13 protein-coding genes and 1 pseudogene are annotated in these 15,278 nt (G+C 30.7%); 5 read left to right on the top strand and 9 right to left on the bottom strand.

Annotated elements, in window-relative coordinates; genetic code table 11:
* Positions 1 to 261 precede the first annotated feature (261 nt).
* A complete protein-coding gene (locus KEC93_RS10570; RefSeq protein ID WP_168982724.1) occupies positions 262 to 426 on the top strand; it encodes a hypothetical protein in 165 nt (54 codons plus the stop codon).
* Positions 427 to 526: 100 nt separating this feature from the next.
* Here KEC93_RS10570 and KEC93_RS10565 read toward each other — a convergent pair whose 3' ends face one another.
* The 3 genes and pseudogenes from KEC93_RS10565 to KEC93_RS10555 form a co-directional block, all read right to left on the bottom strand.
* A complete protein-coding gene (locus tag KEC93_RS10565; protein ID WP_077869320.1) occupies positions 527 to 1,135 on the bottom strand; it encodes a hypothetical protein in 609 nt (202 codons plus the stop codon).
* Between the two features lie 250 nt (positions 1,136 to 1,385).
* Positions 1,386 to 2,705 carry an SEC-C metal-binding domain-containing protein gene (locus KEC93_RS10560; RefSeq protein WP_077869321.1) on the bottom strand — a complete coding sequence of 440 codons (1,320 nt, stop codon included), beginning with the start codon at positions 2,703 to 2,705 and terminating at the stop codon, positions 1,386 to 1,388.
* Between the two features lie 204 nt (positions 2,706 to 2,909).
* Positions 2,910 to 3,262, bottom strand: a pseudogene (locus KEC93_RS10555) (transaldolase family protein); the annotation flags it as partial.
* Between the two features lie 210 nt (positions 3,263 to 3,472).
* Here KEC93_RS10555 and KEC93_RS10550 point away from each other — a divergent pair.
* Positions 3,473 to 4,794, top strand: a protein-coding gene (locus KEC93_RS10550; protein ID WP_420022546.1) for an IS3 family transposase whose coding sequence is annotated in 2 segments (ribosomal slippage) — positions 3,473 to 3,866 and positions 3,866 to 4,794 — 1,323 coding nt in all. Because the reading frame shifts where the segments join, the coding sequence is not laid out codon by codon here.
* 80 nt (positions 4,795 to 4,874) lie between these two features.
* Here KEC93_RS10550 and KEC93_RS10545 read toward each other — a convergent pair.
* From KEC93_RS10545 to KEC93_RS10530, 4 genes are all read right to left on the bottom strand, one after another.
* Complete coding sequence (locus KEC93_RS10545; protein ID WP_077869964.1) at positions 4,875 to 5,240, bottom strand: rhodanese-like domain-containing protein; 366 nt, start codon at positions 5,238 to 5,240, stop codon at positions 4,875 to 4,877.
* Positions 5,241 to 5,243: 3 nt separating this feature from the next.
* Complete coding sequence (locus tag KEC93_RS10540; protein WP_077869963.1) at positions 5,244 to 5,768, bottom strand: MarR family winged helix-turn-helix transcriptional regulator; 525 nt, start codon at positions 5,766 to 5,768, stop codon at positions 5,244 to 5,246.
* Between the two features lie 739 nt (positions 5,769 to 6,507).
* Positions 6,508 to 8,931: an NADH:(hydroxy)cinnamate reductase subunit CrdB gene (locus KEC93_RS10535; RefSeq protein ID WP_077869962.1), complete on the bottom strand. Its 2,424-nt coding sequence runs from the start codon at positions 8,929 to 8,931 to the stop codon at positions 6,508 to 6,510.
* A gap of 14 nt (positions 8,932 to 8,945) precedes the next feature.
* On the bottom strand, positions 8,946 to 9,545 hold the full coding sequence (locus tag KEC93_RS10530; protein ID WP_077869961.1) for an NADH:(hydroxy)cinnamate reductase subunit CrdA: 600 nt from the start codon (positions 9,543 to 9,545) through the stop codon (positions 8,946 to 8,948).
* A gap of 441 nt (positions 9,546 to 9,986) precedes the next feature.
* Here KEC93_RS10530 and KEC93_RS10525 point away from each other — a divergent pair, with 441 nt between their 5' ends.
* Both KEC93_RS10525 and KEC93_RS10520 read left to right on the top strand, forming a co-directional pair.
* Positions 9,987 to 10,934, top strand: coding sequence for a LysR substrate-binding domain-containing protein (locus KEC93_RS10525; RefSeq protein WP_077869960.1), 948 nt, complete (start codon positions 9,987 to 9,989; stop codon positions 10,932 to 10,934).
* Positions 10,927 to 11,865 (top strand): FAD:protein FMN transferase, encoded by a 939-nt coding sequence (locus tag KEC93_RS10520; protein WP_077869959.1) that lies wholly within the window; start codon positions 10,927 to 10,929, stop codon positions 11,863 to 11,865. The genes KEC93_RS10525 and KEC93_RS10520 overlap by 8 nt, the downstream gene beginning before the upstream one ends.
* A 154-nt stretch (positions 11,866 to 12,019) precedes the next feature.
* On the opposite strand, the gene KEC93_RS10515 is transcribed toward KEC93_RS10520, so the two are convergent.
* Entirely contained in the window at positions 12,020 to 12,220 is a 201-nt protein-coding gene (locus KEC93_RS10515; protein ID WP_139357416.1) for a hypothetical protein, read from the bottom strand.
* A gap of 56 nt (positions 12,221 to 12,276) precedes the next feature.
* Entirely contained in the window at positions 12,277 to 12,939 is a 663-nt protein-coding gene (locus KEC93_RS10510; RefSeq protein ID WP_077869957.1) for a hypothetical protein, read from the bottom strand.
* 922 nt (positions 12,940 to 13,861) lie between these two features.
* Between KEC93_RS10510 and KEC93_RS10505 the strand changes: the two genes are divergently transcribed.
* Positions 13,862 to 15,183 (top strand): IS3 family transposase gene (locus KEC93_RS10505; protein WP_420022546.1). Its coding sequence is split into 2 segments (ribosomal slippage): positions 13,862 to 14,255 and positions 14,255 to 15,183, totalling 1,323 coding nucleotides; the frame shifts between segments, so codons are not numbered across the junction.
* The last annotated feature ends 95 nt before the right edge of the window (positions 15,184 to 15,278 follow it).

Genomic DNA, 15,278 nt, shown 5'->3' with positions numbered 1-15,278 from the left:
TACCTAAAAATTAATTTTTGAATTCTTTTTCTCAACTAATCATAATGTCCTATTTTTTGTATAAAAAAACGACATCCGAAAAATATACTTTTTAAAGTATGTTTGTCGAACGTCGTCGTTCTTATTTCATAGTATATTATTCTCACAGAATTTTGTCAATATTATTTACATTTAAAGATACAAATGATTATTTTATTATCATAACAATGCCTAAATCCTCCAGTAATCTATAAAACATGGAATAATTCTAATATAGGGGCAATGCCCATAACGAAGGAAACAATTGATGCAGCTGAAAATGAAATTTCTAATGATTTGAATATCTGCATGGTAATTCATGTAGATCCAGTAAAAGAACTGCCTAAAAAAATAAGGCTCAGCAATAGCCCATTTTCACTAATCTTATACCTTGTCTATAAAAAGTGAGCTGTCACATAAAAAATATCACTACAGCTTTAAAAATCTTTATCAATAAAAAAGAATTTTAACAATGCTCTTGTGCATTACTAAAATTCTTTTTACATAATTATAATTTTTTAACCTTGAATTTATCCTTGTCATTTACTATTTTAATATTTAAATTATTTAATACTTTATCTAAACTTTTTATTTGATTAATATATTTTATATTATCTTTTTTAATTACCTTTTCTATCATTTTAATTATAGCTTCTTTTTCTTCAGCTTCTAATTTAATTCTTTTACATATATATTCTCTGTTAATGTGAATTAATGTAGTCCAAATTTGTTCTTCTACTATGTTATTGATATTCATCATAACCCAAGTAAAATCTTTTCTTCTATCTTTTACAGGGTATGCCTCCTTAAAGAATTTTATAAAGGCATCTTCTTCTTTAGGCTCCTTTTCAACTACATATTTGCCAAACTGATTTTTTAATTCATTTTGAAGATACATAATAGTATTCGGTTTAACTTTATCTGACATCTTCTCAATATTATCATAGATAAAATTATAAGTATCTTGAATCTTTTCTGGGTCAGCTTCACCCTTTTTTAGTATCTTAGCAATATCAATATATTCTAAAATGTTCTTCTTACAATTTAATTCTTTGTTATATAACTTTTCCCATATTTCTTCTGAATTTAAATTTTCTAAGCTTAAGTTTTCTTCCATGCTTACACTCCCTGGTATCTTTTAAGATACTATGTATTAAAATAATTGTACTCGTGAAAATATTTGTATTAAATTATTATAAAGGTACGCGATAATTTTATCACAATAAAATAAAAGGAGCAATTATAATGAATAATATCTTGAAAATTAACAAGGAACCGTCAAAAAATAACTAATAATTATACTTGTATATTTTTTATACTTTACTTGTTATTTTATTTCTGTTTCCTTAATTAAAGTAATCTAATAATTATTCCAATAAATTAATAACCTTCTCATCTTTACCACAACACTTTTTATATTTTTTTAAACTACCACATGGACAAGGATCATTTCTTTTTATATCCTTATTTGCCTTTAAGCTAACTACATTTGATTTAATCTCATTAGTGGTTGAACCCTTATATCTCCATAACCTAATTTTCTTAACAAATTTATTCATCATACTAGATGCAACATATCTGGCTTCGTCATTTTCAATATTAATTAATTCTATCATTTTATCTACTGCATCTTTAGGTTCATTTTCTTGAACATCAAAAATCAAGTCTTCCATCATAGCTATTAGCATGTCTCTATCTACTCTAAACATATTAGTAAACTCTTTATAAAAAGTTTTTCCTGCTTTACTATTATAAACCCAATTTTCTTCTAACATATTTAATAATTCTTCTTTCGAAATCATGGCATAACTCAAATCTTTTTCTGTATCTATATCCTTTAATAGTTCCTCAAAATTATCTATTTCATTATTAACAATAAATATTCCTTCTTCTCTATATTCATTGTAGTAATATGTTGCCTCCCTAATTAACTCTTCAAATTCACAATTTTCTATATTAAAATATCTTTCTATTATCTCTTTAGCATCTTCTAGTTTTAAAATACCATATACTTTATTCATTGCCCTAAAGATATTTATAATTTCACTATTGAATTTTATTTTACGTCTATATTCAAGATTATTTCTTTCTTTGATTAATCCTTGTACTATTTCAGGCATTAAAAATATTGATACCCCATCTTTTGCAATTGGAAAGAGCATTCCTTGCTGTATAAAATATACGCTCTTATCTGCTTCCTCTTCATCAATATCATCAAAAAGTTTTACACCTTTGCTATCCACATAACTTTTTAAAATCTTATATCTTTCTTCGTCAAAGAATAAAGCTCTTTTTTCAACCAAATTCTTATATTCTTTAAGTAATGTTTCAATTAATTTTTCTTTATTTAAACCTGATATCTTATTTACTCCAAGATTTCTTGCTATATTATATATTTCATCTTTAGATAAACAATTTATTAATTCATTTAAATCAAAAGAATAAACTCTTTTACTTAGCTTTTTCTCTATTTTATCAGCAAGTTTATCTAACCCATCTTCTATGCTCCTGCAATCCTCACATAGCCAACCATTATTTTCATCACTAAAATAACTTGCTTGTTCTCCACAGTTTTTGCATTTATTATTTTCTATTTCCTCTTCATTGCACTTTTTCATCTCAATGCATTTACCTGTATTTTCTTCTCCATTTTTTATTTGTTTATTATAATCATTCTTTTTCTTCAAATAATTCTATCTCCTCTGTATATAAAATCAAGCTAATTCTTAAGCACAAATTTGATTTTATATATAAATTAAATTTAAGTCAATAACTCACTAGTACTTTCTATTTAATCTAATAAAATACCAAAGGCTATTTCAAAATTAAAATTAAATTCCTATTTTGAAATAGCCAAGTCTTAGTTATTTATTAATTTTTTAAGAAATTAACTATAAATTTTCCATTGTATTTCCTTCACCAACTAAACTATAGAAATCTTTAGTAAATACGTCTACTGCACTAATTGTTGCATCATTTTTAATTAACCCATCTATTACATCAGGTGCCGCTGTAACAGATCCAATCTCATGTTTACATAAATTTAGGACTTGTTGTGAATTTTTAAAACTTGCTGCTAATACATCAGCATTTAAGTTATTAATTTTAAGCATATCATGAATATCTTTTGAAACTTGTACACCATCTGCCCCCATATTATCTACTCTATTTACGTATGGTGCTGTAATCTTGTCCCTGCCTTAGCTGCAATAAATGCTTGCTTTGATGTATATACAGCTGTAGCCATAAAACAGAAACTTCCAGTTTCTGTAACGACCCCCGGGGGGGGTACTAGGCAGGCCCAAGTGGTTCACCTTCATACAAATAACTAAAAAAAGAGCAGCTAACTTTTAAAATGGAACCTATGAAATAGACACTAAAAAAAGACTATTTCAATAGGTTCTTTTTTTGTACAATAAAAGATAAGAAGAAATATAGTAAGGTTGTGAAAAGAATGAGTAAAAAATTATTTTCAGATGAAGAAATTAAAAGTTTATCAAAAAATAGATATGTTAAATCTGTAAGTAAACGTGGAATTACATATACAGATGAATTTAAAATATTGTTTATCGCTGAGCGTAGCAAGGGAAAACTACCTATTCATATTTTTCAAGATGCTGAATTTGATATAGATGTTATTGGAAATAATAGAATTTGGTGTGCAAGTAAAAGATGGCGTAATGCTTATAATGAATCAGGAGAGCTTGGTCTAAGAGATTCTAGAAAATTAAACAGTGGTCGTCCACTTAAACGTGAACTAACCGTTGAAGAAATAATAGCCAAAAAGGATGCAGAAATTGCTTATTGGAAAGCTGAGGCAGAACTATTAAAAAAATCGAGCTGCAAGAAAGGCAGGTGAAAAATAGTAAACTAAGTGCATCATCAATCTTTGTAATAATACAACATATAATTTTGACATATAACTATAAAAATATGGTTTCACATTTATGCGAAGTAGCTTTAGTATCTAGATCAGGCTATTATAATTATTTAAAATCAACAGGCAAACGTAATCGTAGAGAAGAAAAGGATTTAGAATTGAAGGATATCATTCTTAAAGCATTTAATCATAGGGGCTACAAGAAAGGTTCTCGTTCTATAAAAATGGTGTTAGAGAATGAATTTAATCTTATAATAAATCGAAAATGTATACAACGAATCATGAGAAAATATAATATTGAGTGCCCAATTAGAAAAGCTAACCCTTATCGTAGAATGATGAAAGCTACTCATGAGCATACTGTTGTACCTAATATTTTAAATAGAGAATTCAAGCAAGATTTGGTCGGAAAAGTTTTATTAACAGATATAACTTATTTAACATATGGAGCATCCAATAGGGCTTATTTGTCAACTATTAAAGATGCTTCAACAAATGAAATTCTTTCATATCAGCTTTCCAATAGCCTTACATTAGATATAGCTACCGAAACTATTAAAAAGTTGATGAAAAATCACAAAAATTTACTAAATAAAGATGCCTTTATTCATTCGGATCAAGGAGTTCATTATACTAGTCCTAGATTTCAAAAACTTCTTAAAAAATATAAAATTGGTCAGTCTATGTCTAGGCGCGGAAATTGTTGGGATAATGCCCCGCAGGAATCATTTTTTGGTCATATGAAAGATGAAATTGACTTAAAAAGTTGTTCAACATTTGAAGAATTAGAAGCTTCAATTGATAACTATATGGAGTATTATAATAATTATAGATATCAGTGGGGACTTAAAAAGCTGGCTCCTGTACAATACAGAAACCAGCTCATAGCTGCCTAGCCTTTTTCAAAATGTCCTTGACATAGGAACCATTTTATTTTGTTAATTGCTCTTTTTAAATAAATTAAAATTCTTCATTCTTATTCTAATGCTTCAATAGGAAGGTTCATTCCTTTCCAACCCTCAAGTGCTCCTGCAAGCTCATAAGCTTCAAAACCTTCTGATAATAAAATAAGTAATGCTGTTTTTCCAAGCGTGGTACCAGCAGTCCAATCATATACAACATACGTTTTGCTTTTATCTAATTCATCTAAATGGTTTCCTAATTCTTTTGCTGGCATTGCAATAGCACCTTTTATTTGGTCTTTTTTTACCTGTGCCGGAGCATTACGAACGTCTAATATGACATATGGCGAATCTTCCTTTCCAATGTTCTCTAACACAGTAAAATGATTTATATATAAGCTAAGGAATGTTTCTAATAATTCGATTTTTTTTGTTTGCATCTTTTATTTCTCCTTTTCTTGGGTATATTTTTGAGTGCTGTCATTAATTTTTTTTAATAAATTTGAGAGTTGCTGAATTTCTTCACTAGACAGACTCCCCAGCAAATTGTTAACGATGCTAAAGTTTTCTGGTAAAAATTTCTCTAAAACATGATTTCCTGTTTCAGTAAGTTGGACGGATAATGAACGTTTATCTGTAGTGGATGTACTTTTTATAATCCAACCCTTCATCTCCATTGCTTTTAATAATTTGCTAACTGTTGCACGAGTGGCTCCCAATTTCTCCGAAATAACTGAAGGCAACAATGTTTGGTTTGGAGCCTGATATAGAAACATCAAAATAATAAATCTTGATTCACTTAAATCGTTCTTATCAAGAGCATAATCATATTGTTTTTGCATATTACGATATGTCCATTGAAAATCAATGAATAATTTGACAATATCTGAATTTAATTCTGAATAAACAGCTTTCATCAACTGTAAACGCTGATTATCAGGACGATCAATAAAAGTAAAGTTATCCATAAATAATCTCCTTTTTAATAGTTAGCCAGCTAACTATTAAAATTATAACACGCTAAATTTTGAATGTCAATTTAAAAGATTACTAACAAACGACTATAATAACTTATTTTAAACTTTCTCTTTATTCAAATGAATTACTACTATAAACCTCTAAATTTTTTTAAACATATTATCAGAATTAATACGTTTTCCCTCTAGGAAATTTTACATTCATTAATGTTCTAACTAAATAATGTTCAAATAAATCTATTAGCAATGCTATTTCAGATTTACTATCTAAAATCATTCTCAGCGCGCATTTTAGGCACATATTCTTTAGAATATATATTGCAATATGGTTTAGAATATACTGTTTCATACATCCTGATTTAAATACCTCTGTAAGTACAGTAGATTTAGCTATAGCTTGGCTTGTTATTACAACACATAGCTAATGAAGGCTGAAAGCAATAGGTCCTATAATAAAATGAATCTAATCATAAATATATACTATAATAGTATTTATCCATGTTTAGGTTTCAATTTACTGCTCTTTTTGAATTAATGCATCTTCACTTACTCCATCATTATAAAAACAGAAACTTCCAGTTTGTGTAACTACCCCCGGGGGTACTAGGCGTTGAATACAAAAAATTTAAGCCCTCAACATTCCTATCAGAAATGTCGAAGGCTAAAAATTTCAAATCTTGGTATTTAGAATTTTATCATACTAGATGATAGATTATTTGATGGAGATTAACTATTTCATTTCATCAACTGCAGTTTTACCAGCAATTCTTCCGAAGGTAAATATATCAGTTAATGCATTACCGCCAAGACGGTTACCTGCATGGATACCTCCAGCAACTTCTCCAGCAGCATAAAGATTTTTAATTGGTTTATCATTTTCATCTAATACATGAGCTTTAGTGTCTATCTTAAGCCCACCCATTGTATGATGAACTGCTGGCTTTCTTGGAGTAGCATAAAACGGTGCTTTCTCTACTTTTAAGCTAAATGTATCCTTATGGAATTCAGGATCAAAACCAGCATCTACATATGAATTATATTTATTAATTGTGTCTACAAGAACTGCAGGGTCCATTCCAACTTTTACTGCTAGCTCTTCTAGGGTATCGGCTCTAAATAAAGTACCAGCTTCTACCTGACGGTCTAACTTTTCTTGACTTGTATTAGCTGCAGTTTTCTTTATTTCATCATCAGCTATAAGGTAGAATAAACCACCTTGGTCAATAGCAGCTTTTGTTAAAACATCTCTTCCAGAGAATTCATTAATAAATCTTTTTCCTTCTTTATTTACCATTACAAAGTTTTCAGGAGGTACTTGAACTCCACTGAATAATTCACCAGTTTCAGGATCAGCTACAGGCATCATTTGAGTAAAGCCCATTCCTGTAAGTGCTGCACCTACAGTTTTACCAAGTAATATTCCATCACCAGTCATAGCATATGAATTAGTAGTTTTTACATCATCAGCTATTTCACTCCAGTAAGTGTTGTATTCTTTCAGCATCTTTGTGTTCGCACCAAAACCACCACTTGCAAGGACTACTGCTTTTGCATGAACAGTTATCTTTTGGCCATTGACACCAGTTGCTATAACTCCTTTTATTTCACCATCTTCTATGATGAATTCTTTTACAGGGCTATCAGTAATGATTTTTCCTGAGTTATCTTGTACATATTTTGTTAGTGCAAGTATAAATGATGAACCATGGCTTTTTGTAGGTTTATGACCACGACGCCAAAGTGCACCAACAGGAGCAAACACTATGCTCTTATCATACTCAACCCCTATATCTTCTAGCCATTTAACACTTTCTAATGCTCTGTCTGTAAGTATCTTTACTAGGTCATATTGGCCGTATATTGTGTTGCCATTAAGGTCAGTTCTTTTACCACCAAAATATGTTTGCATTCTGTGAAGTAGTGGAGAGTCAAATAGATGTCCCTTTTGTGTTCCAAACTTTTCCTTATAAGCAGAAAACTCTTCTCTAAGTGCACGGAAATCATCTATGTATTCTGGATGAATTAAGCTCTCATCTGTATCTAGTAGCTCTTCAATTGTATGTCTTTCTCCTTTATTTTCTTCAAACTGCATCTGCCACTCTGGATCTGCAGCATTGATAGGACCACCTGAACGTATGGTGTTTCCACCTACTGCTGGGTATTTCTCAAGAACAATAGCACTTTTACCATTTTGTAGCGCTGTTGCAGCTGCACTTAATCCAGCGCCACCTCCACCTACGACTACTACATCACAAGTATATTCTTCGTCTTCTTTTATAAGACTGCTAGCAGGTTTTGGACGTCTCTTAAGTATGTCAGGGTTAACTCCTGCAAGCTTAACTGCTTTAGCTACACCGTCTAGTACAGCATTACTAGTTTCAGAAGCACCTGAAAGAGCATCAACATTTAATGTCTGTCCTTCAATTATTTTATCTGGTATTCTTACAAAAACTACATCTGCAAGTCCTTCTGTCTCGCCATCTGTATTTATATCTATACTTTCTATTCTGTTCTCACTAAAAGATACTTTCATTGGAAGACTTCCACTATGACCTATTGCATCTACCTCATATACTCCTGGGTTAAAGGTAAACTCTTCTTCTTCATTAAGCTGATTTGAAATCTTTGCAAAACGCATAAAGCGTAGGAAGCATATTTCTAAGAAGTCTATAGTTCTTTCATTATTTAGATTACCTTCCTCATCAAATGCTTTATTTGCACTTCCAAGTAAAAATTCATATCCTGGCATTACATTTGCATCAACACCTGGTGCATCTAGGATTTGACGAAGATGCAATTGTGCACGTGAAGAACCTTGAACATCAAGAGATGCGCCAAGTATCATTACTGGTTTACCAGCAAGTGGATGAAGATCAAAGCTTAGCCATTCAATTAAGCTTTTAAGACTAGATGGTATTGAGTGATTATACTCAGGAGTAGCTATAATAACACCATCACTTGCTGTAATCTTATTATTGAACATCTGTATAACTTCACTTGAGGACTGATTATCAGATTGATTAAACATAGGAACATCAGTAATCTCAAGTATTTCTATTTCTGCCTTTGACTCAAAATATTTTTTCATAAACTGAAGGAGTTTACGATTATATGATCTTTTTGCACTAGTTCCAACAATTGCTATAAATTTCATTGATATTAAGCCTCCTACTCTTCCCAAGTGAATTTTTTAACTTTTTTATGTAAAACTTTTTCTGCTAAAAGTTTTGATGTAATATCTGTAAATAAAAGAAACTCTCTGAAAATTTCATCAAGCTCTGATAACTTATCTGAATAGATAAGATTTCCTGCGCTATCAAATGCCCCCTGTGATTTTCCTAAAAGGAATTCACTACTTGGCATGATTCTTGCAGCAAGCTCAGGTGAATCAAGTATTTGTCTAAGATGCGCCTGTGCACGAGAAGAACCAAGTGTACCAAAAGAAGCCCCCACTATTAAAACAGGTTTGTCAGTAAGTGCCTGACTAGTGTAACTAATCCATTCAAGAGCACTCTTTAAAACTGCAGGTATGGCATGATCATACTCTGGAGTTGCTATTATTACTCCATCTGCTTTTAAAATTTTATCAGATAATTCTGCTACCTTTTGAGGAATATCAGAATCCTCTGGTTCATTAAAGGCAGGTAAATCCTTAATTTCATATAGTTCTATCTCTGCCTCACTCGAAAAATGCTTTTGCATAAATTGAAGCAGCATACGATTAGTTGACACGTCTGAGTTAGTGCCTACAATTGCTAAATACTTCATAGTAATCCCCTTCCTGTATTTCAAAATTTCATAACTTCATAATTTTAATGATTGTTTGATATAATTTTAACATGTTAAGTATATTATATCTAATAGTTATTTATTGAAGTTTGATAACATATTTGTTATAATCGAACACAAGATTAAATGAGTAAGGCACTATCAAATCAAGTGAAACTTGATTCAGGTGGAGTTTGATCTCCATCTGAATCTTAGTTGAACTTATCTAGGGTCGTGCCGCTGTTTCACAAATCACTAATGTGATTTGTATAAATTCGATTAACCAAATACAAGATTTGGATTCTCACTTATCTCCCGCTTATAGAAGCGGGAGTGTTACAGCGGCTAGACATCAGATAAATAACAAGTCCACTTGCAAGGCTATTTGGGACTCGTTATTTATTTTCATATGCCTAATTATTTCACAAAAGGATGAGTTAAATGTCAAAATACTATTCTCAGGATATTTTGTATTATATTGATGCAATTTTAAAATACAGCAATTATGGCAAGGCTGCCAAATCACTTTATATTTCTCAACCTCACTTGACACAGAGTATTAAAAGGATAGAAAGTCAGTTAAACTGTGAGCTTATAAGTCGTAGCAAGCTGCCATATCGCTTAACTGAGCAGGGGAAGATATATTATCAGTATTTAACTTCAATAGAAAATAATTATGCGAAGCTGATTAGGGAAATATCAGCTGTGTCTGATATAGATAGCAAGGTTATAAAGATAGGAGTACTTCCTAGCCTTGGGACCTACCTTTTGCCTCTTTTTTTACCAAAATTTTTGGATATACATCCAAACTGTAGAATAGAGCTTTCAGAGACTTTACCAGAAAAAAATGAGAAACTCATTTTGAATGGTGAATTGGATTTTTGGCTTGGACAAAATTCAAGAAATATTTCTCCAAACTTAAACTCTATTACTTGGGGCAGACATGGATACCGTGCTATTATTCCTCGCTGCTGTGATCTATATCAAAAAGATGTCGCCATTATTCCAGAAGGAACTATCGACATAAACAAGATATTGTGTCAAAAGCTGATACTAACTTCCAAGGGTTCTGCTATAAGAAAGCAGATAGATCAATTATTAAGCGTTTATAAGGTGGAACCAAAAATCATAATGGAAAGCACCGAAATCAACACTGTACGTAATCTTGCAACGAGTAATTTGGGACTGACCTTTATACCAGAAAGCATCTATGTAAAGGAGTGTCCATCTGAATACAACATATATCAAATTCCAATTGATGAACTGAATTTAGATTATTTTATGGCTTATCACAGTGAAAAAAAACTAACTGATATTGATAAAGACCTTATAGATGCATTTCTAATTCATGGACAAAATAATTACATTGTAGGAGAGCAAAATGAATGAGTATACGAAGATAATATATCTTATGGGAACAAAGATCTCTCTATATATAAAGGGAGAATCTGCTGAAAAGCTTGCAGAAAAGGCTTGTGATATGCTGATTAATTATGAAAAAGTCTTTAGTGCTAACAGTGATAACTCACAGCTTGCCATGCTAAAAAAAACAGCTCCACTAGCTCCGCAAGAAGTGGATGCAGAGCTGTATGAGCTGATAAAAATAGGAAAAAAACATAGTTTATGTGAGAATACATATTTAAATATTGCAATAGGACCATTAATAAAATTATGGAGAATAGGTTTTAAGGAGTCACATGTACCAGAGAAAGAAGCTATAGCAAATGTATTAGAACTTTTAAAGCCTGAAAATATACAACTAGATGATGAAAAAAAGACCGTGTATTTCTTAAAAAAAGGCATTGAAATAGACCTTGGCGCCATAGCTAAAGGCTATTTTGCTGATAAAGTCATGGAATTCTTTAAGGAAAATGGCGCTGTTTCAGCTATGGTAGATATGGGCGGTAATGTCCTCGTTTCTGGAGACTCACCATCAAACAGCGGTGACTGGAATGTTGGAATACAAAATCCGTTTCTACCAAGAGGAAATGCAGTGGCACTTGTCAGAATAAAAGATAAATCAGTTGTAACATCAGGAATATATGAGAGAATTTTTGAAAAGGATGGACGTAAGTATCACCATATATTTGACAGCAAAACAGGCTACCCAATAGAAAGTAATATAGCTTCATTAACTATTATTTCTGATAAATCCATAGACTGCGATATATATACTACAAAATTGTTTGGATTAGATGCTGCTTCAATTATTCATAGAGTTAATAGAATTAAAGGTATGGGTGCTGTTGTAATAACTGTGGACGGAAAACTAGCCTATACAAATAATCTTATAGGAAGAATATCTCCATTAACAATGTAATATTCCCTACCTTTACCTTTCAAAAAACACAACCGCTTGTAAGTAGCTATTTAAGCCACATACAAATGGTCGTGGATTTTATGTTGGAGGCGAAGCATGACCTTATAAATCCACTACATTTCTAAAAAATTTTTAAAGAAGTGTTTCATAAGTATTATGCCATTATTACCATCACTGCAATTGTAATTAAGCTGCCTAATATTCTTCCTAAAGTAACACTGTAATCTATAATCACATTAGGTAATATGGTAAAAAATATGGAGTCCTTTCCTTGTTTAAAATAATTTTGATTACTATACTTATCAGAATAAATAAATTCCTCAACAATTGGCATAACTTGATTTCCGTAATGCATAAGGTTTTTATAACTAATACTTTCATAACGGGGCTGTTGAAATAGCCCCTTTTAAATTATGATAAATTAGTATCTATTGCGTTATATAAATAAGTGGTTAAACGCCTTGTAGAAATAATCATGAAAGTAGATACATTTTCCGCTGTAAGCTTGCCATTTTGATACAAAACTGTAAAGAGCGCAGTTTCCTCTGTTGTAACAAGACCAATTCCCTTATGCCCTAAAAACATGATATCATCCACATTTCTTGTGTTATAAACAATAGCATTGTTAGCAACCCATATTTCATTTACATGCATTGGTGCATTTTGTGGGTTTTGAGATGGTAAGGATAAGAAATTAAATCTAGCAGCAATAAAGTCCTTTAATGGCATTACTACTTTTGATACTATTTTAGTATCTATTACATTTAAATTCATATCATAGGTCCTTGCAAGTAAATGTTCTGACTTTAGGACTACAGTTCCTGATATATAATTGAAATATAGAAAGAATTCATCAGTTGTTCTATAAGTTTGAAGTAAATCTCCACTTACAGAAGCTAATGAAATTGTTGCTGGAACTCCGTTAGAGTTTCCAAGATCAGCTTCTCTTTGTTGCTCCTCAATCTTTTTAATCTCTGTATAATCTACAGGTACATCTTCCGGTAGAACAATCACTACTTTCCCTTTGGGTAGATTTATTTCCACCGTTTTTATTTTTTCTTTTAAATCGTGCATCAAACTACGCCTCCTGAATCTTTCGTATAGTTCAATATATGATTAATTTTATTGAAATGTTACATAATTTAACATATCAATAGATACCTTGTCAGGAAATTATACTATATTTTTTGTTTTTAAATCCGCTATAACCTTGCATATGTCATTATCGAAAGATAAACTTTTTTCTAATATTTTTCCGGCAATTCAGGATAATCCAAATTCATGCGACGTAGTAAAACATTATGATGCTTTTCTTCTATTTCTTTGAATGGGCAGCAGATAATAACAGTGGTATAGAAGCCAACACCTAGCTCTAAAATAATTAAAAGTATTCAATTTTCCCGATCAATTCCATCATATGAATAAATTTAAAACATTTCACAAATATTAAAATAAACAGCTAACAAAAGATACCACCTCCAATGTTTTATAAAAAATAATAGACCCACGTGTGGTGGGTTTCATGGTTGAGGCGAGAGGTGATCTTTGAAATCCACCAAAAAATCTTATCTTATTTTAATCCAAAATATATTACATACTAATAACCTTACTTATAAAATCCACCTCATTATTTATTAATGTATATATGTTGCAATTCACAATGCACAATTACGGCTAAAATTCTTGCAATAGTTTTAGAATCATAATGAAGAATTATTTTTGCAATATATATGGATAATATTCATTATAACTTTCTAAATCGTTTAATTTTAATATTTAGTAACATATTTTTTTATCTTAATATCAGGTATAAATATTGATATTAAAACATAAAAGTTAGCACGAAATAAAGCTCTATACTAACTTTTAATAAAATAAAAAAAGCTAAGGATATAAAATGGAACCTATGAAATAGACACTAAAAAAAGACTATTTCAATAGGTTCTTTTTTTGTACAATAAAAGATAAGAAGAAATATAGTAAGGTTGTGAAAAGAATGAGTAAAAAATTATTTTCAGATGAAGAAATTAAAAGTTTATCAAAAAATAGATATGTTAAATCTGTAAGTAAACGTGGAATTACATATACAGATGAATTTAAAATATTGTTTATCGCTGAGCGTAGCAAGGGAAAACTACCTATTCATATTTTTCAAGATGCTGAATTTGATATAGATGTTATTGGAAATAATAGAATTTGGTGTGCAAGTAAAAGATGGCGTAATGCTTATAATGAATCAGGAGAGCTTGGTCTAAGAGATTCTAGAAAATTAAACAGTGGTCGTCCACTTAAACGTGAACTAACCGTTGAAGAAATAATAGCCAAAAAGGATGCAGAAATTGCTTATTGGAAAGCTGAGGCAGAACTATTAAAAAAATCGAGCTGCAAGAAAGGCAGGTGAAAAATAGTAAACTAAGTGCATCATCAATCTTTGTAATAATACAACATATAATTTTGACATATAACTATAAAAATATGGTTTCACATTTATGCGAAGTAGCTTTAGTATCTAGATCAGGCTATTATAATTATTTAAAATCAACAGGCAAACGTAATCGTAGAGAAGAAAAGGATTTAGAATTGAAGGATATCATTCTTAAAGCATTTAATCATAGGGGCTACAAGAAAGGTTCTCGTTCTATAAAAATGGTGTTAGAGAATGAATTTAATCTTATAATAAATCGAAAATGTATACAACGAATCATGAGAAAATATAATATTGAGTGCCCAATTAGAAAAGCTAACCCTTATCGTAGAATGATGAAAGCTACTCATGAGCATACTGTTGTACCTAATATTTTAAATAGAGAATTCAAGCAAGATTTGGTCGGAAAAGTTTTATTAACAGATATAACTTATTTAACATATGGAGCATCCAATAGGGCTTATTTGTCAACTATTAAAGATGCTTCAACAAATGAAATTCTTTCATATCAGCTTTCCAATAGCCTTACATTAGATATAGCTACCGAAACTATTAAAAAGTTGATGAAAAATCACAAAAATTTACTAAATAAAGATGCCTTTATTCATTCGGATCAAGGAGTTCATTATACTAGTCCTAGATTTCAAAAACTTCTTAAAAAATATAAAATTGGTCAGTCTATGTCTAGGCGCGGAAATTGCTGGGATAATGCCCCGCAGGAATCATTTTTTGGTCATATGAAAGATGAAATTGACTTAAAAAGTTGTTCAACATTTGAAGAATTAGAAGCTTCAATTGATAACTATATGGAGTATTATAATAATTATAGATATCAGTGGGGACTTAAAAAGCTGGCTCCTGTACAATACAGAAACCAGCTCATAGCTGCCTAGCCTTTTTCAAAATGTCCTTGACATAGGAACCATTTTAATATTCTCCAAAGCTTTTTCTTATTTTATAGCTAACTAACTTTTTATCATAGATATTA

The sequence above is a fragment of the Clostridium beijerinckii genome (genome assembly GCF_018223745.1).
In the GTDB taxonomy this organism is placed as follows: domain Bacteria; phylum Bacillota; class Clostridia; order Clostridiales; family Clostridiaceae; genus Clostridium; species Clostridium beijerinckii.
The sequence above is the reverse complement of the archived record's forward strand: the minus strand, read 5'-3'. Positions and strand labels throughout refer to the sequence as shown.

What these genes read in the sequence shown, in the direction of transcription:
- KEC93_RS10515 (WP_139357416.1), bottom strand. Translation starts at nt 12,220, where the DNA reads ATGCATTACGGAAATCAAGTTATGCCAATTGTTGAGGAATTTATTTAT.
- KEC93_RS10540 (WP_077869963.1), bottom strand. Translation starts at nt 5,768, where the DNA reads ATGGATAACTTTACTTTTATTGATCGTCCTGATAATCAGCGTTTACAG.
- KEC93_RS10520 (WP_077869959.1), top strand. Translation starts at nt 10,927, where the DNA reads ATGAATGAGTATACGAAGATAATATATCTTATGGGAACAAAGATCTCT.
- KEC93_RS10535 (WP_077869962.1), bottom strand. Translation starts at nt 8,931, where the DNA reads ATGAAATTTATAGCAATTGTTGGAACTAGTGCAAAAAGATCATATAAT.
- KEC93_RS10510 (WP_077869957.1), bottom strand. Translation starts at nt 12,939, where the DNA reads ATGCACGATTTAAAAGAAAAAATAAAAACGGTGGAAATAAATCTACCC.
- KEC93_RS10525 (WP_077869960.1), top strand. Translation starts at nt 9,987, where the DNA reads ATGTCAAAATACTATTCTCAGGATATTTTGTATTATATTGATGCAATT.
- KEC93_RS10570 (WP_168982724.1), top strand. Translation starts at nt 262, where the DNA reads ATGCCCATAACGAAGGAAACAATTGATGCAGCTGAAAATGAAATTTCT.
- KEC93_RS10530 (WP_077869961.1), bottom strand. Translation starts at nt 9,545, where the DNA reads ATGAAGTATTTAGCAATTGTAGGCACTAACTCAGACGTGTCAACTAAT.
- KEC93_RS10565 (WP_077869320.1), bottom strand. Translation starts at nt 1,135, where the DNA reads ATGGAAGAAAACTTAAGCTTAGAAAATTTAAATTCAGAAGAAATATGG.
- KEC93_RS10545 (WP_077869964.1), bottom strand. Translation starts at nt 5,240, where the DNA reads ATGCAAACAAAAAAAATCGAATTATTAGAAACATTCCTTAGCTTATAT.